Genomic DNA, 26,395 nt, shown 5'->3' with positions numbered 1-26,395 from the left:
AAAACATCAGGTCATCACAGACTGTTTTTATCGATGACCTTTCCATCTCTCCATATTCTGTCCAAATCATAGAACAATCGGTTTTCTTTGTCAAAGATATGAACAATGATGTCCCGATAGTCCATGAGTATCCAGTTTGCAGCATCATATCCTTCTGCCTGTTTCAACGGCAGCCCTGCTCTTCCGAGCGCTTCTTCCACGTAGTCCGCAAGTGTCTGTATCTGGCTCTTATTTGTGCCGTTGGCAATGATAAAATAGTCAGCGATGGTAGAAACTTCGCTAATGTCAATGATATGAATTTCTTCCGCTTTTTTGTCTTCCAGTGCATGGATCGCAATTTTGACGAGTTCTCTTGTCGTAGTCATGCTCTGTTCCTCTCTTTCCTGTAATATTCATAAGTTTTTTTAGTCATTGGATCAATATCGCTTTTGATAGTTTCCAGATAAGACAGGGTGTCTTCCAATATCCTCAAAAGTGCCTGATCCAGATCGGTAAAAGCAAGTTTGCGAATTTCTGTCAGATTGGGAGCCTGCTTCCGGTTTGGTTCGATATAATCCGCAATATAGATGATCTTTTCCAGTTGAGTCATGCCAGGCCTTCCGGTCGTATGGTTTAAGATTGCATTGATAATATCTCTGTCTCTCACGCCATAGCGCTCCATCGCCAGAAAACTTCCCACTTTAGCGTGAAGCAGGAATGGATTCAGTGCCTCGATTTTGTTCACATGAATATTATGTTTTTCACATATCTTCTTTTTTTTGGCATTGTCAAGGCATTTGGCGCAGTCATGTAATAGCCCTGCCAGCTCCGCATTTTTTACGTCTTCATTATGGCACATGGCAAGACAGCTTGCAGTATAGGCAACGCCAAGCGTGTGTTCATAACGTTTGGGGTCCAGTGTTTTTTCCATAGCCTTTCGTATTTTTGAAATGTCTGCCTGCTTTAATTTCATAGTGTCACCGCCTTATGATTCCGTTATCCCTTGTTTTCTCTGTTATCTGCCTGCTTCATAAAAATGATGTTTTACAATGTAGTCTTCCACTGCGGCAGGCATGAGACCGCTGATTGGTTTTCCATTACAGATCGCTTCTCTGATGCCGGAGGAAGAAATATCAATTCTGTCCGTTGCGATCAGACGAATGTCGGCTCCATACGTCTCGTGCAGATGAGTGATCTGTTCTTTCAGTTCCTGCAGCGAGGCGCCGATGCGGCAGGCAGCCAGTATCGTCACTGAGTGAAAGATGCTGCCCGGATCTTTCCATGACTCGATGGAAAATAAAGTATCTGCACCGGTCAGAAAGAAAAATTCTGCCTGTGGATGGCGCTTCTGCAGCGCCCGGATCGTCTCATGAGTATAAGAATTTCCCTCTTTTTCCGTCTCGATCGCAGAGACTTCAAAATAAGGATAGTCTGCGACAGCCAGTGTTACCATTTGTACACGATGTTTCGCCGGAAGGATCTCCCGCTGGTCTTTCATATAAGAGACACCGCTTGGGACAAATAGAACCTGATCCAATCCGGCAGTATCCAACGCTTTCTGTGCGAGATGGATATGCCCGAAATGAACCGGATTAAAAGTTCCTCCCAAAATACCGACTTTTCCACATAAGTGATCTGTACTCATTTTCATCTACCCTCTGCCGTTTGCTGCGCCTGCCCGATTTACAGGGGCAAAACTATCTTCGGTTTCTCTTTATCCGGTTTATAGAGAACGATCTTTTTGCCAATGACATGGACGACTGTCGAATGTGTTCTGTCTGCCAAAGTGGCGGCAATTTCTTTTGGGTCGTCCACACAGTTTTTCAATACGGCGATTTTGACCAGTTCCCGCGTATGAAAGACTTCTTCCACAGCTCTTGTCACTTCCGGTGTCAGGCTGGCTTTTCCCACCTGAAAAACAGGGTTCAGCGTGCTGGCCAGCCCTTTTAAATAGGCACGCTGCTTACTTGTCAATATCATCATGAAATCTCCTATTTATAATAATCAAAGGAAAGCCCGTACATGCGCACCGTATCGCCCTCCTGTATTCCCAATGCCTCAAGCTGTTCCAGGATGCCGGTATCTTTGAGGAAATTCTGGAAAAATACAAAACCTTTCTCACTCTCCAGATTGGTATATCCAAGCATCTTTTCGATACGCGGACCTTCTACGACATATTCCTGCGCTTTATCGTCATAACTTACGGTAAAAGGCTCGTTGCTGTAAGCAGTTTCTGTCTCCGGGAAATACTCCTGTTCAAATATGACAGGTTTGTCATCCATTGTCTCGAGCATTTTGCTCACGTGATACAATAATTCGCTGACACCTTGTCCGCTGACCGCCGAAATTGGGAACACTTTCAGACCTTTTGGCTCAAATTCGGCCCGCAGCTTTGCCACTGGATCTTCAGCGTCAGGGAAAATCACATCAATTTTGTTGGCGGCAATGACCTGTGGACGCATTGACAGCTCACTGCTGTAATTCCCCAACTCCTTTTGAATGGCATAAATATCCTCCACAGGATCACGGCCCTCCGTAGATGCTGCGTCCACGATATGAATGAGAACTTTTGTCCGTTCAATATGGCGCAAAAACTCGTGTCCCAGTCCGATACCTTCCGAGGCACCCTCAATGAGTCCCGGAATATCTGCAATGACAAAACCTTTCGCATCAGGAAGGTCCACAACACCGAGATTGGGTGTCAACGTCGTAAAATGATAGTTGGCAATCTTCGGTCTGGCGTTGGTCACTCTGGAGAGGAAGGTAGACTTCCCCACGTTCGGAAAGCCGGCAAGGCCCACATCCGCGATCACTTTCAGTTCCAGTTGAAGTTCAAGCTCTCTGGCAGGCTGTCCCGGCTGTGCATATTTTGGAGCCTGCATGGTCGAAGTCGCATAATGCTGATTGCCATTACCGCCCCGGCCGCCTGTCAGCAGTACCTGTCTTGTGTTTTCTCCGGACATATCGGCAATCACCTTTCCGCTCTCCGCTTCTTTGATTACCGTACCAGCAGGCACTTTGATTACGATGTCCTGTCCGTCTTTACCACGGCAGTTTCGTTTGCCACCGTTTTCGCCATCCTGTGCCTTATATTTGCGGATATGCCGGAAATCTGTCAATGTGTTTAATCCTTCGTCCACTGTGAAGATCACATCTCCGCCCCGACCGCCGTCGCCCCCATCCGGACCACCATTTGGCACATATTTTTCACGGCGGAAAGAGACATGCCCGTCTCCGCCCTTTCCACTTCTGACATATATCTTTGCTCTGTCTGCAAACATTTGCCGCCTCCTGTTATCGATTTATCGTGCGGCACTTCCCTGAACCGCTTTTTCGTTTCTCATGCTGACTTCATACTTCATACTAGCAAAAAGGCTCCAAACAAGAGCTGTTTGAAGCCTGAAATCATTCGCCTTATTGTTCTACAGGATAAACAGAAGCCTGTTTCTTGTCTCTTCCTTTTCTCTCAAATCTCAAAACACCGTCGACAAGTGCAAATAACGTATCGTCTCCACCTCTGCCTACATTAATACCAGGGTGAATTTTTGTTCCACGCTGTCTGAATAAGATATTCCCTGCTTTTACGAATTGTCCGTCAGCTCTCTTCGCACCAAGTCTCTTGGCCTCGGAATCTCTGCCGTTCTTAGTAGAACCGACACCCTTTTTATGTGCAAAAAATTGAAGGTTCATATTTAACATCAGTCTACACCTCCTTAAAGTTTACTTTCAAATACTTTTTATGGTATTGCTTTTCCACTTCTTTCAGTCCAAGAATCATGGAATCCAACAAAAGACTCGTTTCCTTTGTCGGCTCTCCGGCAAGTTCAAAACGGATGACCCCATCCTTTTCCTTTTGGCTGCATGTAAACTTCTGACCGCCAAACTGAGCAATGGAATTGATCGTATTGATGACAAGGATGGAAACTGCCGCACATACAATATCCGTTCCCGCTTTGGAAAATCCGGCATGTCCTTCGCAGTAAAAACCTTTGTATCTGCCTTCTGTGGACTGAAATACGGTTATGGTTGTCATAGAGTTCTCCGCTTATTGCTAAGCATTGATCTTGTCAATTTTAACCTGAGTGTATGCTTGTCTGTGACCGTTTTTCTTATGATAGCCGGTTTTTCTCTTGTATTTATATACAATAACCTTTTTACCTTTGCCTTGACTCATAACAGTAGCTGTTACGGTAGCAGACGCAGCTTCGGCTCCAACCTTTAAGCTATCCCCGCCTACAGCGAGAACCCGGTCAAACGTTACAGTATTTCCGGCTTCTGCCTCTAACTTCTCTACTTTAAGAATATCGCCTTCAGAAACCTTATACTGCTTTCCGCCAGTTGCAATGATTGCGTACATAGGGCACCTCCTATAATTTTACTCGCTGGCTTTGGTGATGTGTCTGTCACATACTTATACCTGGCCATGCGGCATACTCATAAAGAATAGCATGAGATCACTCGTATGTCAAGCGTTTCCTGAAATTAAAATTGTTATGTCGTCTATCTGCGCCTGTTGATACATTGCGCTGTAAGATCAGCAAAACCCCTGCACAAAAAAATACGCGATCATCTGGGAACGGGAGCTGAACTCTTCTGTCTCCAGCAGCTTTTCCACTTCTTCCCGCGAATAGAACCGGGCCTGAATCATTTCATTGGCAGAAGTATGATCGGAAAACTCACCCTCTGCATCGACGATGGCTATATATGTTTTCGTATCGGAAATACCAACCGCAGCATATGAAGGCGGCAGAATCGTTCGAATCTTTTTTACGGAGAGTCCGGTCTCCTCGTAAAGTTCCCGACGGATACATTCTTCCACTGTCTCTCCGTCCTCGATCATACCTGCACATAAGTTCAGGATTGTCTTATTGACGCTCATACGAAATTCCCGCAATAATAACAGGTTTCCTTCATGAAAGGCCACAATGGAGATACCGCTGGCGCGACTGCCGATGTCCTCGATTTTTTGAATATCCCTTCTGCTGACCATCTCATATTTTTTCTCTTTTCCTGCTTTATTCAGATATGTGATCTCATAATTCTTCAGATACTTTCCGTCTTTTATCTTTTCCAGCTTCAGTAACTTCATTTTCCAATTCTCTCCTTATACACCATGCCTGATCATTTTTAAGTTTGAATACTTGTACCTGCATCTGATTGTTATATTTCCATATGCTTATGACGTTTTCTCCGTTTTTCTGTTGAGTTGTTCCCAGAGAGAACGCTTACCCTTTTTCCGTGTCACTTCCACCAGCCCCAGAGGGGTCATATCGACGACCGTCGTCGGAACCGGGTCCATACCGACAATCTCTTTCAACTTTTTCATTAATGTTTTGTTAAATTCAAAGCGTTCCATATTGATGAAGTCGATGATAATAATGCCGGAAATATTCCGTAGCCGAAGCTGTCTGCCAATCTCCTGTGCCGCTTCCAGATTGATATGAAGGAATGTCTCTTCCTTGCCCTTTTTACCAATATATTTCCCGGAATTGACATCCACGCAGGTGAAAGCCTCCGTGCGTTCTATTACGAGATACCCGCCGGATTTCAGCCATACTTTCCGTTCCAGCGCTTCTGTCAGCCTCGTTTCCACGCTGTAGAGCTTACTCAGGGAAAGCAGTGGATCTTCATAAAAGACCAGTTTGGAAAGGTCGGCCGGCTGATACCTTTCCAGGTATGCTTTCGTCTCCTCCAGTATGGATACATCATCCGTTAAGATCTTTTCATAATCTCCGCTGTCATAACTCTTCAGGCATTTCAGCCAGGCGGAAGGCGCCTTGTAGAGCAGACTGAAACAGGTCCGGTGATACATGGTCTGCCGTAACTGATCGGCCTCTTCCTTTAACCGCAGCAGCTCTTTTTCCAGTTCCGATGGATCCGTCAGCGTTTTGGAAGCGGCGTCGAAATGAATTCCATATTCTTTTCGGATCTCTGTAATCAAAGCGCTCTGCCCGGCATAGGCCTTCAAATTTTTCCGCTGTTTCTCCGGTAAATCTGCCGCATATGTGAGCTGATTTCTGTCATAGACGAGTGTCACACAACTTCCTGAAAAAGACAGACTGGTTGTGGCACGGGCTTCTTTTTGTTTCTGACTCTCAGCACAGATCTGTAATACAATTTCATCTCCCGCAAGGATACGTCCGTCGTACTTGCGATTGGTAATGACAGGTTCGCTGCCCCGCAGCGGAAGAAAACACAGTTTTCCCGGCATGTACTCCACAAAAGCTGCCTGAATGTTACCTGCCACATTTTTAACTTTTCCGATATAGATCTGATCAAGCACATTGTCATCAGGAAGACAGGCATCAGCCTGTATCAGCCGGTTTCCTGCGTAAAGAAGTGTCAGCACTTTCTGGTCCCATCGCAGGAGCAAGACTCTGCCGTCGCCTGCTTTCTGCCTGGTCATACCGGTCCGATACTCAGAGTTATCATTACATTCATTCCATTCCATATCAGAATTATTATCAGATTTCAAAATTCTTCTCCTGCATCCCGAAGAGGTACCAATCGTCTGTCCTCATCGGTGCCAATATTCATATAAGTGTCCGTCCTTGTGATCTCCAGGGCAAACTCCGGCAGTTCTCTGCCATTTTCCTGATAAAAGGCACGAATTACCGTGGCTGGTTTGATATTCCCTGCGCTGCTGGCATCCACAAGCATATAGATGGCATCTTTTTGCATATGGAGCTCATAAATCGCCGGTTTCAGATTCAGGGTCAACTCTTGCTTTTTGGTCTTTTTGACAAAGGGAAGTTCCGATTGCTCATAAAACCGGACAAGAGCCTCCTCATAAGGAAAATCAGGTTCATAGCCGCTTCGAAATCTCACCAGGTATCCGGCGGCGGCCACGCTTGCCATGGCGTTTGGCGTTTTCTGTGGTAAGAGCCGAACGGAGAGGATTTCGATGCCCTCTGCCATTGCCCCGTTCAACGCCTCCCGCATCTGTGTGCCTCCGGCATGTGAATTGACTTCAATGTCCATATATTCTCCATCACTCTCGAGGCCGACGCCGAGCGGGGCGGCGAAAGACATAATCTGATGAGGGCTGAACCCTGTTGTGTAGGCGATGTCAATGCCTGCGCGGCGGATTGCTTTCTGAAAGTAACGCATAATATCAAGATGGCCGATGAATTTCATCGCCCCATGCTTTGAAAACTGGATTCTTACCTTCATCTGTTCCCTCCCTGAACGGGCAGCGCCGTTTGCGCTGTCGTCTCTCTCTGCTGCGTGCAGACACCGCCGCCATAACGGGCCGCCCCGCACCCCTGACACTGTAAGCGGCAGTTGGGGGAAGTCTCTGCCGCCAGCGCTTTGTTCCACTCCCGTATCAAATACTCTTTGGTTACACCGCAGTCGATGAAATCCCAGGGAAACGTTTCCTCGAGGGAGCGCTGCCTTGTCGTATAGAAACCAATGTCAAGGCCGCATTCCTCAAAACAGGAAAGCCATACGTCATTTTTATAGTGCTCGCCCCAGGCGTCATAAAAGCAGCCCTTTTGATAAGCCATGTGGATTACTTGTCCCACCCGTCTGTCACCTCGGGCGAATACGCCTTCCAGTACACTGGCATCCGCCTCATGCCAGTTATATTTGATGCTTTTCTGATTTAACTGTCCGGCGATGGCAGCCCGTGTCATATAAGCCTTTTCCAGAAATTGCTCTTTCGTACACTGACATGCCCACTGAAAAGGCGTAAATGGTTTCGGAATAAAAAAAGAGGTACTGGCCACGATCTGGCATTTTCCGGTTCGCTTCTCTTTGGGCACAGTCTCATAGTAGGCTGCCGCCACTTGATTGGCGAGAGCAGCAATGGCTTTGATGTCTTCCTCTGTCTCCGTAGGAAGCCCCAGCATGAAGTATAATTTGACCCTGCTCCAGCCCCCTTTGAACGCATTGACCGCCCCGGTCATGATGACCGACTCAGTCAAACCCTTATTGATGACATCCCGAAGCCTCTGACTGCCCGCTTCCGGGGCAAACGTAAGGCTGCTTTTCTTAATATCCTGCACTTTACTCATCACATCAAGAGAAAAGGCATCGATTCTAAGCGACGGAAGTGAAATGTTGATTTTATTTTCGGCGCATACTTCCATCAGATAATTGACAAGTTCTTCCAAATGCGAATAATCACTGGAACTCAAAGAACTCAATGAAATCTCTTCCTGGCCCGTATTTCGAAGCATCGCAACCGCATACCGCTTCAGCATCTCCATATCCCGCTCCCGTACCGGTCGGTACAACTGCCCTGCCTGACAGAAGCGGCAGCCACGGATACAACCTCTCTGAATCTCCAGCACAACCCTGTCCTGGGTTGCCCTGATGAAAGGTACGAGCGGTTTTTCCGGGTAATACGTGTCAGAGAGATCCATGACCAGCTCTTTACAGACCGTTTTGGGAATTCCTTCTTCCGTCGGAGAAAACGAAGCGATCGTGCCGTCCTCATGATAAGTGACTTCATAAAAGGCAGGGACATACATGCCCGGAAGCCGGGACGCTGCCCGCAGGAAATCCAGTCGGCTTCCGCCGGCTTTTTTGTGATCCTGATAGAGATCAAGAAGATTCCGATACTGGGTTTCACCCTCACCGATATAAAACAGATCAAAAAAATCCGCGATCGGCTCCGGATTGTATACACAGGGACCCCCGCCAATCACAATCGGGTCTGTCTCCTCTCTGTCTTTCGCCAGCAATGGGATTCCCGACAGATCGAGAATCTGTAATATATTCGTATAACACATTTCGTATTGGATTGTGATGCCGAGAAAGTCAAATTCCCTGATCGGGTCCTGGGATTCCAGGGCAAAGAGTGGGATCTTCCGCTCACGCATGATACGGTCCAGATCGATCCACGGAGAATAAACTCTTTCACACCAGACATCGTCAAAACTGTTCAACATGTCATAAAGGATCTGGATACCCAGATGAGACATGCCGATTTCATACACATCCGGAAAACACATGGCAAAACGGATGAGCGTCTCTGACTTCCGTTTCACAATGCTGTTGATTTCGTTTCCGATATATCTGGCAGGTTTTTCCACCTGCAGTAGTATTTCGTCCGATAAAGCAAGTTTACGCATGCGGTTGTTTTTTTGTCCTCTACTTTCTGTTTTATTCATGTAAAGTATACGGTATCTGTTCCATAAAATCAAATAAAATCGGGGAATAGTCAGTCTCTACTGCCTCATACACCTGTTGCGTATCAAGACCAAAGATCGTTTTATTCTGTGAAAAAGCAGTATAAAAAAACGCAAAGAGAAGGAGCGCTGCCGCAGTCCGCAGACGGAAGGTGGACACAGGCAGTTCCCCATCCTGCATCCCATCCATACCGGCGTCCTGAAAAGATTCATAGGGAACGTTCCTGCCATACAGAAATGCTTCTCTGCCCCGCACAGTGTCGCGGTTCATCTGATGTTCTTCCCGTATCTTACGCACAAGCTGTAACTTTTTTTCAGAGGAAATATGAGAGTTCATGTTCTCTCCTGTGATGCCTGTTTTTATCAATTTATGGAAATACTGCGGCAATTATGAGTTTCCTTATGAATCTGTATGGTTTTTCACTGCTTGCGTTTCTCAAATTCCTTGCGCATGGCCTCCAGATCCTGTCCCTTCAGCGCCCGTTCCAGGAGCTGAGGAAGCATCTGTGGATTGCAGGCAAAGCAGGGAATTCCAAGTCCGGCGATCTTCTGCGCCATCTGTGCATCGTAATAAGGCTTTCCACCGTCGGCAAGCGCCAGAAGGCAGACTACAGTCACCCCGGACTGCTTCATTTCCGAGAGCCGCCTGAGGAGAGCTGCCCGATTTCCACCTTCCTCCAGATCGGAGATAAGGAAAAACAATGTTTTGGAAGGATTTTCGATCAGCTTTTCACAGTAAGCGACCGACTGATCAATATTCGTCCCCCCTCCGAGCTGGAATCCGAACAGCAGATCGACCGGATCTTCGCTCTTTTCCGTCAGATCGACGATATTCGTATCGAATGCCACGATATGTGTGCTGATACTGGACATACTGGCGAGAATACAGCTCATGATCGAAGAATAGATGACCGACTCTCCCATGGAACCACTCTGGTCAATATCCAGAATAATTTTCCACTTATTGGCAGCCGTTGTACTCGTTCTGTCGAAAAAATAAAAATGTTCCGGCACGATCGTCTTCAGCTCCGGGCTGTAATGCTTCAAATTCCGCGAGATCGTCATCTTATAGTCCATCGCTGCCGCGGAAGGCAGCGGCGAATGCTTCCGTCTGTTGACGGCGGCTGTCACCGCGCGCCGAATATCCTGTTCCAGAAGTTTGTTGAGCTCTTCCACGATCTTTCGGATAAAAACGCGGACACTCTCCTTGGAACGTTTGGGAATCTGGTCTTTTAAGAGCAGGATCGTGGCTGCAAGATTCACATCCGGCTCCAGATTTTCCAACAGTTCCGGTTCAAAGATCAGTTGTTTCAGGCCGCATCTTGTCATGGCGTCTCCCTGAATGACCGTCACCAGATCTTTGTCGAACAGACTTCGCACATCTCCGAGCCAGCGGCTGATCTGTGGGCTTGATGGTCCGCTTCCCGCTCCGCCTCTGCCGGATGGAGAACCGAAGCCGCCATTTTCCGTTTTATTATAGATGGCTGCCAGAGCCTGATCCATCAGATCCATTTCACCGGAGAGCCCTTGTCCGCCCATACTCTGAAAACGGTCTTCGCTTTCCTGTCCGAGGATCAGTCTCCAACGGCTGATACGTGTTTCAGTATCCATAATTGTTCTCCCTATACGCTTTTTTTCTGAGGTCTGCCTGTCGCTTACACAGACAGCGGCCAAAGCCACAACGGTCACAGATCAAAATCAAAGTCATCCAGACCGTCAAGCAGTTTTTTTTCTTCCTCGCTGACTGCCGCATTGACGCTCTCACTGATTTGTTGTCCGTTAAGTCCCCAGATCTCTCCCAGATTTTCGGCAATGCCATCCTTCTCCATAGAAGAAAAATCCGCGAACGCGCGGCGCAGGAAAATCAGCGCTCTCTTGAATTCATCCTCGTCGAGCGTGTCCAGATATTCGTCGAGACTTTCCCACAGGGAAAGTCTGGCGATCAGCGCATAGCGGTTGCGCATGGCAAGGCCCTCAAACCATCCGGCTCCCAGATCTGCAGGCACTCCTTTTGATAACCGGCGTCTGACTTCCAGCTTTAACGTCCCGGCATCAATACGGCCACGCTCCAGTAAAATGGCGGCCGCAAATCCTGACAGCTTTGTATTCAAATCATCCCGCTGCGCCGTCTCCTGCAGCGCGGCCAGCCATGATGTCTCATCGAGGAAATCATGAGCCAGCGACGCCGCATTCAGACGTTCGATCGCTGTGAGAATGCTCTTACTGCCGTTGTCATCGCAGACACAGGACTGTGTCAGGATCAGGCAGGAACGGTAAAAGATCTGTTTCAATATCGGTACCAGCGGAGAAATGTCCAGCCTTCTGATATTCCCGTACTGAACGACAAAAGACAGACGGTCTGCCGCTGCGGCCAGCTCTTCCAGAGAGGCGGCCTCCACCGACATTGCCTGCAGAGCTGAAGTGGCATAACATACGGCCTCTGACATCCCACAGGTAAAGGCATCTTCAATAACCTCACTGATCTCTTTCATGGAAGGTGCCCGTTCTGTACGCTCTTTCATCACAAAGGACGCGGCCTGTGCGACCGTATCTCCCTTGAGAGCAGCCTCCACCAGCTCAATCTCCGCCTCGGGAGTCCATCTGACGACCCATTTTTCCGCCCAGGTGGCATTTTCCTGATTGTTCTTTTGCAGCGCTGCAAAGCTGACATGCAACACACGCAGACAGTGCAGAAAGGAGGAACGGTTCAGATCGAGAAAGGCTGACTTTTCGCTTTTCACATTGCGGTTCTCGCGCAGATCAAGCGGCAGATCCTGTGCGGTCAGATCGCGGTACTTTTCCAGCTTCCATTCTTTTAACTGTCGGTAAAAATCTTCCTGAATGCTCGTGCGGCTTACGCCGTCAGGCAGTGCGCCGATCTTTGTACCGATCTCCGTGTCCGCAACCGCCAGGCTGATCGCCGAAAAGCTGCCGCCGCCCATGAGAGTGACCGCCGCTTCCCGCAGATCCCGGAGCGCTGGGAGTTCACTGCCCCGCAGCTTTGCCAGTGCGCCTGCCAGACGCACGGCTTCAATCGTCTGTGCGGAAGAGACAGGATTTCCATTTCTTCTCTCATATCCGGCAATCCTTGACAGGTAACTGTAGGCTGTCCGCTGCGGCTGTTCCAGCTCCAGAGCTTCCCACAGCAGAGAATAATAGGCAGGCGCTTTGTTCCCGGCGCCATAGCCGGCTCTCGTTGAAAGGCGGTAATATGAATAAGGCATCAGCGTATGACTGGCCTCTGCTCTTGGCAGAGTATCGATCTGCGTGTCTGACATCGGCGTTCCTTCCGTCAATCCTTCCACATGATAGGCTCCCGTCACGATGACGATCTCTTCCGGGGCATAACCCTCCTGCAGGGCATCGGAAATCTGGCGGCGCATATAGGCTTCCCGAACAATGATCTCCGCCCAGTCGCCCTCTCTGCCGCCTGTCAGTTCCCGCAGATTTTTCCCAAACGCGGCCGCTCCGTCCCGGTAGCTGTGTGCATCCTGCGCGTGCTCCATAACACGTTCCCAAAACGTCTCCTGTCCGTCCTCTCCGGTCTCTCTGTCCAGTCTCTCGTAGACTGACAGTCGTCCCTCCTCGCCCTGTTCGTTATCCGGCAGAATCTCAGGAGGAAGCGCCAGAAAGACTTCGGAAGGCAGATCAATAAAGCGCACGCACCGCTTCTGTTCGCAGCACCATAAAACTGCCTGATATTCGGGAGAATACTCGGCAAATGGATAGAGAATCGTGCGTACCGGCGCCTGTTTTGTGTAGGCGAGAACGGCGATCGGCGGTTTCGTCTCAGGGCGGACCATATCATCCAGAAGATCGTTGAAATCGCAGGGCCCTTCTACCAGCACAAGACGGGGATTCTTTTCGGATAAAAAATTACGCAGATGGTACGCTCCTGCCGGAGAGAGATGGCGGATTCCAAAAACAGAGATTCCCTCATACTGTCCCATCAATCGTTCAACTCCTTACAGGCCCGGTACAGACCGGACCATTTGCTTCCACGTTTTTTCATAATATTATCTAGGTACTCTTTCCAGGCGACGGCATCCTTTTCCTCATCTTTGATGACCGCACCCTGCAGTCCTGCCGCCAGATCGGCATCCGCAATGCTGCCGTTTCCAAAGCTCCCGGCCAGCGCCATACTGTTACACAACAGAGAGATGGCCTCGGCGGTGGACAGCACTCCGGTCGGCGTCTTTACCTTCTGACTGCGGTCGAGTGTCTGGCCCGCCCGAAGTTCCCGGAAAATCGTACAGACTTTTTCCACTGTCTCGTCCTGTGGGAGGGCGGCATTCAGATCCAGATTTTCCGAGAGCTGTTCCACTCTCGTCCGGACAATGTCCATCTCAGACTCCAGATCAGGCGGAGACGGAAGCACGACGATATTGAACCTTCTCTTTAAGGCTGCAGACATTTCATTGACGCCTTTGTCTCTCGTATTGGCTGTGGCGATAATCGAAAATCCCTTCTGCGCCGGCACTTCCAGAGACAACTCCGGTACGGAAATACGTTTTTCCGATAAAATCGAAATCAGCGCATCCTGTACCTCCGAAGCGCAGCGGGAAATCTCTTCCAGACGGGCAATGCTTCCCGTCTCCATCGCATGAAAAACAGGACTTTTCAGCATGGCTTCCGGAGAGGGACCATTTGCAATGAGCATGGCATAGTTCCAGGAATAGCGGATCTGTTCTTCGGTCGTTCCTGCCGTTCCCTGTATGACTTTGGTCGAATCCCCGTTGATGGCTGCCGTCAGATGCTCGGACAGCCAGCTCTTGGCAGTTCCCGGTTCTCCGATCAGAAGGAGGGCGCGGTCTGTCACAAGGGTGGCCACTGCGATTTCCACAAGCCGTTCATTGCCGATATATTTGGGGGTGATCACGGTATTTCCTGCTTTTCCGCCGCACAGGTAAGTTCTCACCGACCGGGGTGACATCCGCCATCCGGCCGGAATCTGCTCTGTCTCCGCGGCGATCAGCGCCTCGATCTCCTTCTGAAAGAGCTGCTCCGCAGGCAGCCGCAATAATTGTTGTTCCATGTTCTCTCCTCTCTCCTTACAGATTTCGTTCCTGACAGCTCTCCGCTCTGGCAAGATCGATAAACTCCTCCAGCCGTTCTCTGAGATTGGTGCCCTTTATGTTTCCTGCCTTTACAAGTTCACAGAGCGCCTCCGCCTCTTTTTGTTTTGCCTGCCAGGTCCCCGGCATCTGCTGCAGATAACTCCATACCTCCCAGCCTGAGACAGTTCCTCTTGTCTTGAAATGTTTCGTGGCCAGACCCGCGCATTCCGTCATCCCGCACTGTTTCATCGGTGTCAGATACATATTGTTGTTGCCGGTGACGGTCCGCGCCCGTTCATAAAAATAATGAGCCAGCTTTTCACAGTATGTCCGGTCATGCGGCCGGACCCAGCGAAACAGGATAAAATCAAGTCCTGTGGTCCTGCAGTCAATCAACAGATCAGTGACATAACCGTTCAGCGGCTGGGGGACGCGCTGACATATGGTAACATTCGTATCCTCCACCTGACTGTACCGGTAACGTTTCATCTCATAGCATTGATCCTTTTCATTCCATGATATGAGCGAAAGACCACTCTCCAGACCAGGGAGCAGATTTTTCCGTAATTTTTTCCCAAAGACAGCTTTCTGGTACATTTGCGCCTCCAGCCAGTCGCTGAACTCTCTTTCCGGTGCAAAGAAGAGCTGCGCTGTCAAAGCGGCCGGGAAATAAGGCTCTCCGATCGTATCGTAAAAGGTCAGGGCCAGTTTTGCAAGATTCTGATCCGGCTTTAAGACCATGGCATAGTGAAGCAGACAGGGAATCGCTCGGGAAAAACAGAAATTCTTCTGGCTGCGCGCATTCCATCCGAGACGGATTCCGGAAAGATGCTCCAGACACCAGGGAGACTTTTCTCCCACAATACAGCGATCCAGCTTGCTGCCCATCGTCGCGGCAAAATACCAACAGGACAATGCCCTGTTTCCGGTCTTACCCGGCAGTGCCCGCAAATAGGCCTCGATGAGAGCTGCCGTCTCTTTGGTCAGCTCCGGCATCTGCCCGCCGGCGTCCACAGTATGCCATGGTTCCAGAAGCTGACGCAGTCCTTCCCCCACAAGGTCTGACGCCCATGGGCTGTCAGTCTCTTCCAGATAGGGAAGTGCCTGCAACGGGTTTTTGTCCATGAAATCGTGCCAATATTGCCGGGTCTGTTCATCACTCAGGGATGCCAGTGCATGAAGCGTTGTCTTTTTGCAGTTTCCTCTCTCGGTTTTTGCCAGTTCAAAGAGAATTTCCGTGTTTTTCGGGCAATGGCGCAGCCCATAGATCAGGGCGCTCCGCACTTCTTTCTCTGCCTGTGGCAGATGTTTTATGTAAAAGTCATTGGCGGATGCTCCCGCCAGGGCGTCGATTACATGCACCCTCCGTACCATTTCTTTTTTTCCTTTGGGGTCAAAGTCCTGTTCCAGTAAAGGCAGGATCGAGGTGCCGCATTCCTTCAGCCACTGCGCGGCATGATCCGCCAGTTCCGAATAGGAAGCGCCGAGCGCTCTGACAAGTACCGGTTTGACCCGGTAATCCTCAAACAGTTCCGGCTGTGTCTCGTGTGCTTCCAGCACATATCCGTATCTTCCGTTTCCGGAACTTGTCAGTGCGTCAAGAAGCGGATAAAGGGCGGAATAAGGGGCGCTTGTCACAGTACTTCCCCATTCGGCGGTTTCTATTTCCTGCAATTCCCCCGGCACATCGACTGCCGCCTGTGTGCAGAGAACCGCATCCACAAGCGTGATGGCTTCTAAAACAAGCGTGGATGCTTCCTGACAGTCCTTCAGCAGCGCATCCAAAAGCTGCCCGATTTTGGCAAATACCGGTGATGCGGCCGTCAGAGGCTTTATGGCTTCGGCGGCGCGTTTGAGTCGGAAATCTTCACCGATCAGACTACAGCCCGAGATCATCACATGCTTCAGGCGGGTGCGCAGTTCATATAATGGAGTGATGTCCATAATAGTCTCCTTTCCTTAATACAACAATCTGACAATATCTGTTTCTGTGATAATGCTGACCGGCTGCATGAGCAGACGTCCCGCCTCTTGATCATAATAAAATGCGCCCAGCAACGTCTGATTGTATAAGAGTCCTCCGTCAGGAAGCAGAAGAAGTCGCATGACGGTCGGTTCCATGCCGGGCATGTCTCCGAGCAATATTGTCTCCCCCTCCGGTGTCCGCAGGGTAAGCCCCAGCTTAGTCCTGCCGATCTGTGCATAAGAGATCAGCCTCAGGAGCATCGGATCTGACAGCGCATTTTTCAGAAGATTTTTTGCCTGTTTGCTCTCTGCCGCCAGAGATACGGCGGCAAAGGAACGCAGCTTTGCGAGATCCTCCTTTTCCACCGCACGGATCTGTGCGCCGTCCCAGCGCACACGCACATTCCCTTCTCCCGGATAATAAGCGGCTTCCGGAATCTGGGCGACACCAAACAACGTGTCTTCCTGTTTTATGTATTTCACGGCTTTCAGTGGACGGTAATTACAGGTTTTACTGATCGTACCGTCTTCCAGATCCACAAAAATACCGGTGTCAATATATTGTTTTCCGGCCTCATCATAGGAGACCCAGAATGCGGTCTGAATCAGTTGCCGGTCTTTTCTGCCATGTCCGAGAGCGGCCAGCTCCGACAGCTTCCATACACCGCCAAGCTCTTCGTAGAGCGGGCTGTCATCCTGTTCGACACTGTCGCTTTCCAGCTTTTCGGTGAGATATTTCTGAGATTTTCTGATTAGACTTCCCAGACGTTTCATCAGATCCACAGCCGCTTCGTAATGGCTCTCATCGCCGTCTTTTTGCAGCGTTTCGATTTCCAGGATCAGACCGTTTAACAGTCTCTGAATCCCTGGAAGATAATAATCTCCCATCTGTTTTGACAACTGCCGGTAAGAGGTCAGAGCGGTACCGCCCATTGCCCCCAGCCCGTTTGTCATCAGCTCTCTCATCAGTCTGTCCGCCAGCTCCAGTCCTTCCAACTGTTTTTTGATTTTCTTTGTCCGGGCCGCTTTGCCCGCCTTTGACGGCGCTTTCTTTTTTGCCGCGGCGGCTGTGCCGTCCTCTGTGGCGGCGTTCTCCGCCTTTTCTTTCGCTCTTTCCTCCCGTGCCTGTTTCTTCTCCCGCTTTTTCAGAATATCCCCGGGAATCTCACAGAGAGTAAATGACTTTTGTGCCATGATCTCATATAACAGTGCCAGACTGTGTTTGCAGGGAAACTGCCTGCTGGGACAAGAACAGCGAAATACCGGAGAGAGCGGATCGACAAAATCTGCCGTCGTTATATAGTTGCTCTTTCCGCTTCCGCTGCATTCCCCCATATAAAAGGTATCGTCGGCAGCCCGCTCCAGCCGGACAAATCCGCCTTTCTGCGATATTTTCCGTCCGTTTGATGCCGCCGTTGCATTTGGCGCCAGAGACAATATCTGCTGCTCCGTGATTTCCTTCATATCATAACCCCCTTCCGCGAATAATTATATCATAATTACAGTATGGGAACAATAAATGCCGCCGCATCAACTCTGACGCGACGGCATGAAAATCCGTTATTTAATTGATATATCGATATTACTCTTTGTTACTGTGTCACAGGCACTTCCGGTGCTGGTACGCCTTCTGCTGCCGGTACTTCTCCGGGCAGTATTTCTGCCGCCGGGATCACCGGTACGCCGATTCCGTTCGCATCAAACTGATAAAGAACACCGTCAATCGTCAGGGCAATGTTTGCCGCCATGCTGCCATCTGGCTGGAAGTAGTACAATACACCGCCTACATTCTGCCATCCGGTCTGCATCGTACCGTCGATGCCTACAAAGAAGGGTACTCCGTTGGTTGTCACAATGGTATTGACATTCATGGCATAGGTTGTCTCATCGAAATGATACCGTTTGCCGTCAATCTCCTGCCATCCGGTCGTTGCCGCGCCGTTTGCAGCCAGATAATACTGTCCTGTGCCATCGCTGATCAGACCTGTCTGCATGATACCCGTCGCCGGATCGAAGTAGAATTTCTGTCCACCGATCTCCTGCCAGCCAACCTGCATGATGCCGTCGCCATTAAAGTAATAATAGTTGCCGTCAACAGGAATAAAGCCTGTCTGCATTGCACCATCCGGAGCAAAATAGTAATTTGCGCCGTTGATGTTCTTAAAGCCTCTGACCATGGAACCGTCGGTATCCACATAGAATTTCACCCCGTTGGTCGTCACAAAGGTGGAAACGGACAACAGACCGTTCGTCTCGTCAAAGTGATACGTTTTCTGGTCAGCCAGTGTCAGCCATCCAGTGGACATTGCGCCTGTGTCTGCAAAGTAGTACATGCCTTCCGGCGCCTGATGCCAGCCAAATTGCATGATTCCTTCCGGACTCAGCAAATAGCGGAACCCGCCAATGTTCTGCCACCCGGTCTGCATGATACCGTCCGGGGCAAAGTAATAAGTCGCGTCTCCGACTTTATAGATGCCGATCGCCATCGGACCTTCGGGCGCGAAGTAACGTTTCGTGCCATTGTTCTCCAGATCCTGCCATCCGGTTACCATCCTGCCCATGGCATCCGTGTACCAGATTGCATCCGCATAGTTGATCCAGCCTGTCTTCATATGCCAGTTTTCATAAAAGTAATTGAATCCCTTACGCATAATCCAGCCTGTCTGGATGATCTCCTGCGTATAATCTTTATACAGATAATCAATGTCTACCCTGCCGGCAATTCCGGCAACGGCGCCGTTGCTCGTCGCCTGCCATACCGTGAAGGGAAGCGGATAATCACAGGCATCCGCATACTGAGCAACCCACTGGTCATACATGGTGGGGCCGAGCCTGTTCAGATACCAGTTCTTACTTGCGTATACCATCGGATAATAGCCAGCATTCTCGATCACCGTACAGAACGCATTGACGATTGCCTGCTGTTCCATTGGCGTCAACGGTTTATGGACAGTGTCCTCAATATCAAAGGCAATCGGGAAAGAAACCGGCATATTCTGCAGTGCATTGACCGCAAAAGTCGCCTCAGCGATCGCTGCTTCCACTGTTGTCGCGTAGGAATAAATATATCCGCCCGTACGCAGACCTGCCGCAGACGCCCCTGCCATATTCGGAATAAAGGCAGGATCAAGCCCGCTCTTGCTGCTTCCGATCTTGATAAAGGCAAAAGTGTATCCCTGTGCCGCCACGCTGTTCCAGTCGATGGCACCCTGATACTTGGAGACATCAATTCCCTTGGCGATCGCCTGGGCAGATGTGATTGCGGCCTGTGACGGGACGGCCGGAATGTTTGACATCACGGTCACCGCACATAATATGGCTGCTATCTTTCTCAGATATTTCTTCATATGTAAAAAATTCCTCCTGTCTTTATTCCCATGGGCAGTAAGCCAGGACGGACATACAGGCATGTCCGGTCCGGCAAACGCCGCGAGGGTATTTCCAGTATAATATAAAACTTGAAATATTGCCATAATAATTTGTAAAGAATTTGTAACATTTTTTGGAAGATCACCGTTTTGCCAGTTCGGTCGTTATTTCCTCCCAAGTGACACCTTTCTCTGCCATCAGTACCATCATATGATACAGAAAATCAGAGATCTCATATTTGATTTCATTTGGATTGGGATTTTTGGCAGCGATAACGATCTCTGTCGCCTCCTCTCCCAATTTTTTCAGAATTTTATCAATCCCTTTGTCAAACAGATAGTTCGTATACGAGCCTTCCTTCGGATGTGCTTTTCTGTCCATGATTACCTCGAACACAGACTCAAAAATACGAAGCGGATTGGACTCTTTGGACTCCTTTTTTGCAATCTCATGAAAGAAGCAGGAATGGCTGCCGGTATGGCAGGCCGCGCCTGTCTGAGATACTTTGGCCAGAATCGTGTCCATGTCGCAGTCAGCCGTGAGACTTTTTACATACTGGACGTGTCCGCTCGTCTCCCCTTTCAGCCAGAGCTGCTGTCTGCTCCTGCTGAAGTATGTCATCTTTCCGGTCTTTAATGTAGACTCATAGGCTTCCCTGTTCATATAGGCGACCATCAGCACCTCGTCTGTCCGGTAATCCTGCACGACGACAGGAACCATACCATCGCAGTTGCATTTGAAATCTTCCCAGACAACGTCGGTCACAAAAGTATCCACACAGATTCCCCTATCCGCACAGAGCGACTTGAGAGCTGTGATCTCACGGGCATTCTCATTGACAATATTTCCGGTTACCCCGCACAGATCAATATAATTCAGTGTATCCAGCAGTTTATCCAGCGTCATGTCCGGGAGCATGGCAATAAACGGAACACTGGAACAGCCGACACATGTCTTCACGATTGCTTCTCTCACAAGGATCAGCTCACTCACATAAGTCTCGAGCAGTTCCTTATTTCCGGAAATGGAATTGCCGTCCTGCACACAGGCGGCGATCTTATCTGCGCCAAACTTCAGGGAAACTTCTTCCGTGATCGCAACGTTGGATGGTTTGGAGTAGTTCAGCGCCGCTTTTTTACAGCCGGCATAGAGCAGTTTCTTGATGTCTTCCATGCGCTTTACATTGCCGGCGCCGATGACAGGCATCTCCACAGCGCTGCAGATTGCCTTGATCAGATCAAGCGCTTCCTCGTGTTCCTGGTCATCGTCCGAAAGGTCGAAAATAATCAGTTCATCCGCGCCGTTGTCACTGTAAAACCGGGACAGTTCCACCGGATTCATGCTGATAACTGTCTTTTTATCCGTAAAGCCTGCAACCGCATGTCTTTGATACAGATACATACAGGGAATCAGCTTCTTTTTGTTCATCGTTTTTCCATTCATCGTCCGCTCTCCTCATTCAAATCTGACTTTGACAGAATTTGCATGGGCTGTCAGCCCCTCCTTGCCTGCAAACAACTCGATGTCTTTATGTACCGCCGCCAACGCATCTGCAGAATAAGAAATGATACTGGACTTTTTGATAAAATCGTCCACGCCGAGCGGCGAGAAAAAGCGTGCGGTCCCGTTTGTCGGCAGAATGTGATTGGGACCCGCGAAATAATCGCCCAGCGGTTCCGAGGAATATTCACCCAGAAAGATCGCTCCTGCGTTTTTAATCTTCGTCATCACAGCAAACGGATCTTTTGTAAGAATTTCCAGATGTTCGCTGGCAATCTCATTGGCTGCTTCCACAGCCGCATCCAGATCGTTTGCCACAAGAATATATCCATAATGATCCAGAGATTTTTGAATGATGTCCGCTCTGGAAAGTTGTGTGAGAAACTGTCCGATCTCTGTCTGTACCTGCGCGGCCAGCGTCTCACTCGTCGTGATCAGAATTGCGGAAGCAAGCTCGTCATGTTCGGCCTGCGACAGCAGATCTGCCGCCACATAGCGGGGATTCGCCGTCTCATCCGCCAGCACGAGGATCTCGCTCGGCCCGGCGATCGAATCAATGCTCACATAACCATATACAGCCTTTTTCGCAAGGGCGACGAAAATATTGCCCGGTCCGGTAATCTTATCTACTTTGGGAATGCTCTCCGTACCGAATGCCATCGCCGCGACCGCCTGTGCGCCGCCCGCTTTATAGATCGTGTCGACGCCCGCAATGTGAGCAGCCACCAACGTTCCCGGATTGACCTGGTCAGTCATATTAGGCGGCGTGGTCATAATGATCTCCGGCACGCCCGCCACTTTGGCTGGAATAACATTCATGAGCACGCTCGACGGATAGGCCGCCTTACCGCCGGGCACATACACACCGGCTCTGCCGATGGGGGTAACTTTCTGTCCAAGGATACTTCCGTCCTCTTTCACGTCAATCCAGCTGTTTCGCACCTGTTTTTCGTGATAGGCATGGATATTGGCGGCTGCCTTTTTCATCACTTCGATAAATTCCGGCTCCAGCGCATCATAGGCTTCCCGGATCTCTGCCTCTGTGACACGGATGTGGGAGGCGTCCATCTCGCAGTGATCAAATTGTTTCGTATAAGAAAATAAAGCCTGATCTCCCTGTTCCCGGACATTGGCGATAATCTCCGCCACAATATTCTCGTATTGACCGTAATGGTTTGGGCTTCTCTTCAGTAAGTGCTGCATCAGCCCCGTTTTGGTCTCTTCTGTCAGTGCCACGATCTTCATGCTGTCTCCTCCTGTGTGTCTCTCCCTATTTTTTCCCGCAGTCTGGCGATGATCTCCCGAATACGGTCAGCTTCCATCTGCATACTCACCTGATTGACGATCATCCTTGCGGACAGCGGACAAATCTCTTCCAGCACATCAAGGCCGTTTTCGCGCAGTGTGGAGCCGGTCTCCACAATATCCACGATCACATCGGACAGGCCGACGATCGGTCCCAGCTCCACGGAGCCGTTTAACTTGATAATATCGACAGTCTGATGTTTTTTATTAAAGAAATAATCTTTGGCTATGTTTGGATATTTGCTTGCCACACGGATCATCTCGTGATGTTGCAACAGCTCTCCGGCTTCTTTAGGCCCACAGACGCACATCCGGCATTTCCCGAACCCGAGATCGAGCACTTCGTATACTCTGCGGTTTTCCTCCCGGATGATGTCGCTCCCGACGACGCCAATGTCTGCGGCACCGTACTCCACATAAGTGGGAACATCCGGATTTTTGGAGAGAAAGAATTTCAGTTTTAACTCTTCATTGACAAAGATGAGCTTTCTGGAATCTTTGTCTTTCATCTCCTCACAAGTAATGCCGATCGACTCCAGCAGTGCCAGCGTCCGGTCCGCCAGACGACCCTTTCCGAGTGCAAATGTCAGATAACGCATTTCTTCTTTCATTGTTCTTTTCCCTCCGGTATGAGTTCGATCCATTCCCCTGCCCGTCTTCGTTCCTGCGCCTGTGCGATCGCTTCCCCAGCCGATTCTTCCCGATAGGTGATGACAGATACCTGTCTGCCGGTGGATACCGGGAGTTTTTGTCTGGCGATCGCTTCCATCAGGGCATCAATGGCAATCATAAACCCGACGGCAGGCTTTTCCCTGCCGAAATAGCCGAGCAGCTTGTCGTAACGGCCGCCCGTGACGATGGCATCTCCCACACCGTATGTGTAAGCCCTGAGAATGATTCCTGTATAATAGCGGTATTTGCTCAACATGCCAAGGTCAAAGGAGACATAGTTTTCCAGACCGTAAACACAGAGAACCTGATAAATCTGTTCCAGGCGGTCAATCGCTGCCAGAGAACGTCTGTTGTCTCCGGAAACCGATTGCCGCGCCTCCTGTAAAATCTCTGCGCCGCCGAATAGCTCTGCGGACTTCAGCAGTACACCCCGCTGCTCCTGCGGCACATGTTCACGGATGAGAAAATCTTCCGCGCCGAAATAATTTTTAGTTGAAATATAACCACGCAGTTCCAGCTCCATTTCTTCCGACAGGCCGGCCGCCTCACAGATTCCCTTGTAATATTCCACTTCTCCGATACTGACCTGGAATCTGCTCAGTCCTGCGCCAAGCAATGATTCGATTACCACAGCAACCGTCTCCGCATCTGCCTGCACGGAATCGTCACCGATCAGTTCACTGCCCATCTGCGTCATCTCTTTCAGTTTTCCCTGAAGCTCCGAGGTATTGCTGAAGGAGTTGCCGAGATAACAGAACCGCAGCGGCCTGTCCTCTCCGATAAAATATTTGGCTGCACAGCGGGCGATGGACGGCGTGAAATCCGGCCGCAGTACAAGGGTATTCCCTTCTTTGTCAAAAAATTTGTAGAGTTCTTTAGATGGCTTCGTGCCAATCTCCCTGGAAAAAACCTCAAAAAACTCAAAAGACGGCGTCTGAATATCCTGATACCCGTAGCTGTGGAATACCTGTTGGATCTTTTCTTCCACTGCGAGTTTCTTCGCATATTCCTCTCCGTAAATGTCCCGTACGCCTTCCGGCGTATGTACCAGTCGTTCCCGCATGATTCCGTTTCCTTTCCATATCGCATCGCGGTTCTGCCGCGTATCTGTTTCCTGGCTGTTTCCGGTTTACCGTCAGGGCCGGTCGTCCAGATCCTTCTGGATCATATCCAGATAAGACACAAAAACGCCTTGTTTTTTCGGTATGATATATTCCGGATTGAGCTCGTCATAGCGAAAGCTCTTTCTGCCTCCCGTCATCGCCCTCTCCCAGAACAGCTTCAGATGGGCAAGCGGCAGGTAGTAGAACAGATCTCTGCCCGTATAATAAATGAGAAAAAAGGCAATACCGCCCTGTTTTTCAAAATCGTCCATGAAAGCGACCTGATGTTCATGGATATTTTGCAGAGAAAAAGTATCCGCCGCGCATTCTTTGGCATCAAAGCAGACCGGAAGCCCCTGGACCGCACCGATATAATCGACCGTACTCTTCTGATCAAAATAGGCGAGTGTGATATGTCTGCTCTCCTTGTCAATTCGGATCGGAGTGATTGGGGTCGGTACTTTCTGAATGAGCGCCAGTCCGTTCTCCCGGTATTTTTCATTCGTCCTGTTGATCAAGTCCTCCAGTGTGGAGCCGCGCAGCCCTCTGGAATTCCAAGTTGCCATCGTTATCTCTTCTGTCCTTTCAGTTTTTGAAAGATGTCCGGAAGGGGTGCCCGGATCTCTCTGCCGGACAGGGCCGAAAGTTCTCCGTCCAAAACCGGAAATACGACCCGGTATGCGTGCAGGAGCTGATGCGTGATCCCATCCTGCCGTTTCCTTTTGTCGTTGGCGCGGCGGTCGCCATATTTATAGTCTCCCACAAGAGGAAAGCCCTCCGCCGCCAGATGTGCTCTGATCTGATGCGGTTTGCCGGTAATCAGATCCACTTCCACTAACGTTTCGTGTTCTCCCTCCCGGATGGGCCGGTAAGCGGTGACGATCTTCGCACTTTCCTCCGTCTGTTCGCGGGTAATCCGCACTTTGTTTGTTGTCTCATCCTTGACAAGCCAGCCTTCCACCCGTCTTGCCTCTCGCAGCTTTCCCTCGACATACAAAAGATAATATTTGTGCAGACTGCGGTCTTTCAGAATACGGCTCATCTGCTGACTGCCATACAGACTTTTGCCGCAGATGACAATGCCGCTTGTGTTCCGGTCCAGACGGTTACAGACAGACGGACGGAACATCCGCAGGCTGTCTCTGGCCTGCTTTCTGTCGGTGCCAAGCGCTCCACTTGCTAGCAGATAACCAGTCAGCCATTCATTCAGCGAGAGATCGTCAGGCATTGACTTTTGCGTCAATATGCCGGCAGGTTTGTCCACGAGCAGAATATGTCTGTCTTCATACAGAACCGGAAGCGCCCCGAATTTCTTCCAGGCCGCCTCCCCTTCCAGGCACAAAGACTCCTCCCGGCTTCCGCTCCCCGGGCAGTCCTGCACGCCGCAAAACTTTTCGATCGTCTCGTCCGAGAGAAACATTTCCACCCGGTCTCCCTCACGGATCCGCTCGCTGCCGTCCGCTTTTTGGCCATTTAACGTAATATTTTTCTTGCGCAGCATTTTATAAAAAAAGCTGACTGGCGCTTCCCGCATATATTTCCGAAGGAATTTGTCAAACCGCTGTCCGGCTTCCTCCTGTCTGACAATGATACGGCGCATAACCGGCTCCTTTCCGGTAACTTCCCCTGTCCATCAACTTCCCTGCCTCGAAGCCTTCTATAAAAGAAATATCCTTCTATAAAGAAATGTCTTTGAGAATCCCGGCAATGGCTTTCTCTTTTTCTTCCTTTTTTTCCGCGGTGTCGTTCATCTGTGCCAGCCGGTCGGCAAATTTCGACAGATCGGTAAACAGCTTTACCGTCAGTCCCTCATAGCCGCTCTGCCGCAGGATTTCCGCGATATGCTTTTCCCCTGCTCCGACATCACATCTGCCGTCCTCAGTATAGCCGCAGACAGCATTGTTTTTAATTGCCAGCGCACTGATCTGAAAATTTTTCTCGTAACTTGTCAGATACAGGTCGTAAAGCAGCAAGGTATCTCCCCGTTCCAGTCCGCACTCCTGCAATGTCTCATGACAGGAACCGGAACAGACGCCCGCTTTCAGATACATGATCAGACTGACTGCGCTCTTGCTTGCCGGCAGACAGCCGAGCACAGCCACGACTGTCAGCAGGTTTTTCTTTGTCCCGGTCGTATAGTATCCCATAAGGAAGATCGCCGCCGGAAGGGCAAAATAAATGACCGTCTTCAGGGTCTCCCACTTTTTTTTCGCGTTCAAATAGCCAAAACAGCCTTTTGTCAGTTTCATTCTTTTCTCCCACAATGTATTTCTTCCGGGCGACCGTCCGCCGCCTGTCAGCGGCGGGA

At 49.8% G+C, this 26,395-nt stretch carries 26 protein-coding genes; all 26 read right to left on the bottom strand.

Annotated elements, in window-relative coordinates; genetic code table 11:
* Nucleotides 1-14: 14 nt before the first annotated feature.
* The 26 genes from rsfS to V1224_08475 all read right to left on the bottom strand — a co-directional run bounded on the left by rsfS (nucleotide 15) and on the right by V1224_08475 (nucleotide 26,336).
* Nucleotides 15-365, bottom strand: a complete 351-nt coding sequence (gene rsfS, locus V1224_08600) for a ribosome silencing factor (GenBank protein ID WWR14566.1) — start codon at nucleotides 363-365, stop codon at nucleotides 15-17.
* The gene (gene yqeK / locus V1224_08595) at nucleotides 362-952 is read right to left on the bottom strand and encodes a bis(5'-nucleosyl)-tetraphosphatase (symmetrical) YqeK (GenBank protein ID WWR14565.1); all 591 of its coding nucleotides are present in this window, start codon (nucleotides 950-952) and stop codon (nucleotides 362-364) included. Before yqeK ends, rsfS begins: the two co-directional genes overlap by 4 nt.
* A gap of 42 nt (nucleotides 953-994) precedes the next feature.
* Nucleotides 995-1,630 (bottom strand): nicotinate-nucleotide adenylyltransferase, encoded by a 636-nt coding sequence (nadD, locus tag V1224_08590; protein ID WWR14564.1) that lies wholly within the window; start codon nucleotides 1,628-1,630, stop codon nucleotides 995-997.
* Nucleotides 1,631-1,662: 32 nt separating this feature from the next.
* Nucleotides 1,663-1,953 (bottom strand): ribosome assembly RNA-binding protein YhbY, encoded by a 291-nt coding sequence (gene yhbY, locus V1224_08585; GenBank protein ID WWR17446.1) that lies wholly within the window; start codon nucleotides 1,951-1,953, stop codon nucleotides 1,663-1,665.
* Nucleotides 1,954-1,970: 17 nt separating this feature from the next.
* A complete protein-coding gene (gene obgE / locus V1224_08580) occupies nucleotides 1,971-3,260 on the bottom strand; it encodes a GTPase ObgE (GenBank protein ID WWR14563.1) in 1,290 nt (429 codons plus the stop codon).
* 133 nt (nucleotides 3,261-3,393) lie between these two features.
* Nucleotides 3,394-3,678 carry a 50S ribosomal protein L27 gene (gene rpmA / locus V1224_08575; GenBank protein ID WWR14562.1) on the bottom strand — a complete coding sequence of 95 codons (285 nt, stop codon included), beginning with the start codon at nucleotides 3,676-3,678 and terminating at the stop codon, nucleotides 3,394-3,396.
* 4 nt (nucleotides 3,679-3,682) lie between these two features.
* Entirely contained in the window at nucleotides 3,683-4,012 is a 330-nt protein-coding gene (locus V1224_08570) for a ribosomal-processing cysteine protease Prp (protein WWR14561.1), read from the bottom strand.
* A gap of 18 nt (nucleotides 4,013-4,030) precedes the next feature.
* Nucleotides 4,031-4,336 carry a 50S ribosomal protein L21 gene (rplU, locus tag V1224_08565; protein WWR14560.1) on the bottom strand — a complete coding sequence of 102 codons (306 nt, stop codon included), beginning with the start codon at nucleotides 4,334-4,336 and terminating at the stop codon, nucleotides 4,031-4,033.
* 177 nt (nucleotides 4,337-4,513) lie between these two features.
* A complete protein-coding gene (locus tag V1224_08560) occupies nucleotides 4,514-5,068 on the bottom strand; it encodes an NUDIX hydrolase (GenBank protein WWR14559.1) in 555 nt (184 codons plus the stop codon).
* An 87-nt stretch (nucleotides 5,069-5,155) separates the two neighbouring features.
* The gene (locus V1224_08555) at nucleotides 5,156-6,454 is read right to left on the bottom strand and encodes a ribonuclease E/G (protein ID WWR14558.1); all 1,299 of its coding nucleotides are present in this window, start codon (nucleotides 6,452-6,454) and stop codon (nucleotides 5,156-5,158) included.
* Entirely contained in the window at nucleotides 6,451-7,152 is a 702-nt protein-coding gene (locus tag V1224_08550) for a TIGR03936 family radical SAM-associated protein (protein ID WWR14557.1), read from the bottom strand. Before V1224_08550 ends, V1224_08555 begins: the two co-directional genes overlap by 4 nt.
* Nucleotides 7,149-9,059 (bottom strand): TIGR03960 family B12-binding radical SAM protein, encoded by a 1,911-nt coding sequence (locus tag V1224_08545; GenBank protein ID WWR14556.1) that lies wholly within the window; start codon nucleotides 9,057-9,059, stop codon nucleotides 7,149-7,151. Before V1224_08545 ends, V1224_08550 begins: the two co-directional genes overlap by 4 nt.
* Nucleotides 9,060-9,090: 31 nt before the next feature.
* On the bottom strand, nucleotides 9,091-9,453 hold the full coding sequence (locus V1224_08540) for a hypothetical protein (GenBank protein ID WWR14555.1): 363 nt from the start codon (nucleotides 9,451-9,453) through the stop codon (nucleotides 9,091-9,093).
* 83 nt (nucleotides 9,454-9,536) lie between these two features.
* Nucleotides 9,537-10,727 (bottom strand): VWA domain-containing protein, encoded by a 1,191-nt coding sequence (locus V1224_08535; GenBank protein WWR14554.1) that lies wholly within the window; start codon nucleotides 10,725-10,727, stop codon nucleotides 9,537-9,539.
* 74 nt (nucleotides 10,728-10,801) lie between these two features.
* Nucleotides 10,802-13,066, bottom strand: coding sequence for a DUF5682 family protein (locus V1224_08530; GenBank protein WWR14553.1), 2,265 nt, complete (start codon nucleotides 13,064-13,066; stop codon nucleotides 10,802-10,804).
* Complete coding sequence (locus tag V1224_08525) at nucleotides 13,066-14,151, bottom strand: AAA family ATPase (GenBank protein WWR14552.1); 1,086 nt, start codon at nucleotides 14,149-14,151, stop codon at nucleotides 13,066-13,068. The genes V1224_08530 and V1224_08525 overlap by 1 nt, the downstream gene beginning before the upstream one ends.
* Nucleotides 14,152-14,167: 16 nt before the next feature.
* Nucleotides 14,168-16,117: a hypothetical protein gene (locus tag V1224_08520; GenBank protein ID WWR14551.1), complete on the bottom strand. Its 1,950-nt coding sequence runs from the start codon at nucleotides 16,115-16,117 to the stop codon at nucleotides 14,168-14,170.
* Nucleotides 16,118-16,132: 15 nt separating this feature from the next.
* Nucleotides 16,133-17,602 (bottom strand): SWIM zinc finger family protein, encoded by a 1,470-nt coding sequence (locus V1224_08515; protein ID WWR14550.1) that lies wholly within the window; start codon nucleotides 17,600-17,602, stop codon nucleotides 16,133-16,135.
* Nucleotides 17,603-17,730: 128 nt separating this feature from the next.
* Nucleotides 17,731-19,485 (bottom strand): GH25 family lysozyme, encoded by a 1,755-nt coding sequence (locus V1224_08510; protein ID WWR14549.1) that lies wholly within the window; start codon nucleotides 19,483-19,485, stop codon nucleotides 17,731-17,733.
* A 163-nt stretch (nucleotides 19,486-19,648) separates the two neighbouring features.
* Nucleotides 19,649-20,950 carry a bifunctional phosphoribosyl-AMP cyclohydrolase/phosphoribosyl-ATP diphosphatase HisIE gene (gene hisIE / locus V1224_08505; GenBank protein ID WWR14548.1) on the bottom strand — a complete coding sequence of 434 codons (1,302 nt, stop codon included), beginning with the start codon at nucleotides 20,948-20,950 and terminating at the stop codon, nucleotides 19,649-19,651.
* A 12-nt stretch (nucleotides 20,951-20,962) separates the two neighbouring features.
* Nucleotides 20,963-22,252, bottom strand: a complete 1,290-nt coding sequence (gene hisD / locus V1224_08500) for a histidinol dehydrogenase (GenBank protein ID WWR14547.1) — start codon at nucleotides 22,250-22,252, stop codon at nucleotides 20,963-20,965.
* Nucleotides 22,249-22,911 carry an ATP phosphoribosyltransferase gene (hisG, locus tag V1224_08495; protein ID WWR17445.1) on the bottom strand — a complete coding sequence of 221 codons (663 nt, stop codon included), beginning with the start codon at nucleotides 22,909-22,911 and terminating at the stop codon, nucleotides 22,249-22,251. The genes hisD and hisG overlap by 4 nt, the downstream gene beginning before the upstream one ends.
* Before the next feature lie 8 nt (nucleotides 22,912-22,919).
* Nucleotides 22,920-24,047: an ATP phosphoribosyltransferase regulatory subunit gene (gene hisZ / locus V1224_08490; protein ID WWR14546.1), complete on the bottom strand. Its 1,128-nt coding sequence runs from the start codon at nucleotides 24,045-24,047 to the stop codon at nucleotides 22,920-22,922.
* 72 nt (nucleotides 24,048-24,119) lie between these two features.
* Entirely contained in the window at nucleotides 24,120-24,653 is a 534-nt protein-coding gene (locus V1224_08485) for a Holliday junction resolvase RecU (GenBank protein WWR14545.1), read from the bottom strand.
* 2 nt (nucleotides 24,654-24,655) lie between these two features.
* Nucleotides 24,656-25,687, bottom strand: coding sequence for an RluA family pseudouridine synthase (locus V1224_08480; GenBank protein ID WWR14544.1), 1,032 nt, complete (start codon nucleotides 25,685-25,687; stop codon nucleotides 24,656-24,658).
* Between the two features lie 76 nt (nucleotides 25,688-25,763).
* Nucleotides 25,764-26,336: a hypothetical protein gene (locus V1224_08475; protein WWR14543.1), complete on the bottom strand. Its 573-nt coding sequence runs from the start codon at nucleotides 26,334-26,336 to the stop codon at nucleotides 25,764-25,766.
* Between the last annotated feature and the right edge of the window lie 59 nt (nucleotides 26,337-26,395).

The sequence above is a fragment of the Lachnospiraceae bacterium JLR.KK008 genome, from assembly GCA_037015955.1.
Taxonomy (GTDB): Bacteria; Bacillota; Clostridia; order Lachnospirales; family Lachnospiraceae; genus VSOB01.
The sequence above is the reverse complement of the archived record's forward strand: the minus strand, read 5'-3'. Positions and strand labels throughout refer to the sequence as shown.

Coding starts and splice junctions, on each gene's coding strand:
- V1224_08545 (WWR14556.1), bottom strand. CDS start 9,059: ATGCGTAAACTTGCTTTATCGGACGAAATACTACTGCAGGTGGAAAAA.
- V1224_08475 (WWR14543.1), bottom strand. CDS start 26,336: ATGAAACTGACAAAAGGCTGTTTTGGCTATTTGAACGCGAAAAAAAAG.
- yqeK (WWR14565.1), bottom strand. CDS start 952: ATGAAATTAAAGCAGGCAGACATTTCAAAAATACGAAAGGCTATGGAA.
- obgE (WWR14563.1), bottom strand. CDS start 3,260: ATGTTTGCAGACAGAGCAAAGATATATGTCAGAAGTGGAAAGGGCGGA.
- hisZ (WWR14546.1), bottom strand. CDS start 24,047: ATGCGGGAACGACTGGTACATACGCCGGAAGGCGTACGGGACATTTAC.
- V1224_08480 (WWR14544.1), bottom strand. CDS start 25,687: ATGCGCCGTATCATTGTCAGACAGGAGGAAGCCGGACAGCGGTTTGAC.
- V1224_08540 (WWR14555.1), bottom strand. CDS start 9,453: ATGAACTCTCATATTTCCTCTGAAAAAAAGTTACAGCTTGTGCGTAAG.
- V1224_08530 (WWR14553.1), bottom strand. CDS start 13,066: ATGGGACAGTATGAGGGAATCTCTGTTTTTGGAATCCGCCATCTCTCT.
- hisD (WWR14547.1), bottom strand. CDS start 22,252: ATGAAGATCGTGGCACTGACAGAAGAGACCAAAACGGGGCTGATGCAG.
- rplU (WWR14560.1), bottom strand. CDS start 4,336: ATGTACGCAATCATTGCAACTGGCGGAAAGCAGTATAAGGTTTCTGAA.
- V1224_08515 (WWR14550.1), bottom strand. CDS start 17,602: ATGAAGGAAATCACGGAGCAGCAGATATTGTCTCTGGCGCCAAATGCA.
- V1224_08520 (WWR14551.1), bottom strand. CDS start 16,117: ATGGACATCACTCCATTATATGAACTGCGCACCCGCCTGAAGCATGTG.
- hisIE (WWR14548.1), bottom strand. CDS start 20,950: ATGAATGGAAAAACGATGAACAAAAAGAAGCTGATTCCCTGTATGTAT.
- V1224_08550 (WWR14557.1), bottom strand. CDS start 7,152: ATGAAGGTAAGAATCCAGTTTTCAAAGCATGGGGCGATGAAATTCATC.
- rsfS (WWR14566.1), bottom strand. CDS start 365: ATGACTACGACAAGAGAACTCGTCAAAATTGCGATCCATGCACTGGAA.
- hisG (WWR17445.1), bottom strand. CDS start 22,911: ATGCGTTATCTGACATTTGCACTCGGAAAGGGTCGTCTGGCGGACCGG.
- V1224_08525 (WWR14552.1), bottom strand. CDS start 14,151: ATGGAACAACAATTATTGCGGCTGCCTGCGGAGCAGCTCTTTCAGAAG.
- rpmA (WWR14562.1), bottom strand. CDS start 3,678: ATGTTAAATATGAACCTTCAATTTTTTGCACATAAAAAGGGTGTCGGT.
- nadD (WWR14564.1), bottom strand. CDS start 1,630: ATGAAAATGAGTACAGATCACTTATGTGGAAAAGTCGGTATTTTGGGA.
- V1224_08560 (WWR14559.1), bottom strand. CDS start 5,068: ATGAAGTTACTGAAGCTGGAAAAGATAAAAGACGGAAAGTATCTGAAG.
- V1224_08485 (WWR14545.1), bottom strand. CDS start 24,653: ATGGCAACTTGGAATTCCAGAGGGCTGCGCGGCTCCACACTGGAGGAC.
- V1224_08510 (WWR14549.1), bottom strand. CDS start 19,485: ATGAAGAAATATCTGAGAAAGATAGCAGCCATATTATGTGCGGTGACC.
- V1224_08535 (WWR14554.1), bottom strand. CDS start 10,727: ATGGATACTGAAACACGTATCAGCCGTTGGAGACTGATCCTCGGACAG.
- V1224_08570 (WWR14561.1), bottom strand. CDS start 4,012: ATGACAACCATAACCGTATTTCAGTCCACAGAAGGCAGATACAAAGGT.